This window comes from Massilia sp. TSP1-1-2 (genome assembly GCF_049896185.1).
Taxonomy (GTDB): Bacteria; Pseudomonadota; Gammaproteobacteria; order Burkholderiales; family Burkholderiaceae_D; genus Telluria_A.
Window position 1 is genome coordinate 1 of the sequence record NZ_JAFCTU010000209.1, and the last position, 568, is coordinate 568.

The window sequence follows — 568 nt, forward strand, 5'->3', positions numbered from 1 at the left end:
CTGAAAACAAAGGCAAGAATACCGCCGGTGTCGACAAGGTCACATGGAAAACACCGGTGGCAAAGACTAACGCTATTGCGTCGTTGAAGAGGCGGGGATACTCGACTCTTCCGCTTCGGAGAGTCTTGATTCCGAAGAAAAACAGCGAAAAGACGAGGCCGCTCGGCATACCCGTGATGAAGTGCCGCGCCATGCAAGCTCTACACTTGTTGGCGCTCGAACCTATCGCGGAAACCACCGCCGACCTGAATTCTTATGGGTTAAGGCCGGAGCGCTCGACCGCTGACGCAGGAGAGCAATGTTTCAACTCTCTGGCGAAAAAGGCTAGCGCGGAATGGGTGCTTGAGGCCGACATCCAAAGCTGTTTCGACAAAATTTCCCACGACTGGATGCTCGCCAATATCCCAACGGACAAGGCAACCCTCAGGAAGTGGCTCAAAGCGGGATATGTGTATCAAAACGAACTCTTCCCCACCGATGCCGGCACCCCGCAAGGGGGAATCATTTCGCCGGTGGCGGCCAACATGACACTGGACGGCCTTGAAGGAATGCTCGCGGAGAAATTTCC

The 568-nt window shown here is 54.9% G+C and carries 1 protein-coding gene; it reads left to right on the top strand.

Translation table 11 applies throughout. The features are described from left to right. Nucleotides 1-568: reverse transcriptase domain-containing protein (locus ACP7BV_RS27750; protein WP_426108139.1), on the top strand; the 568-nt coding region annotated here is incomplete at both ends.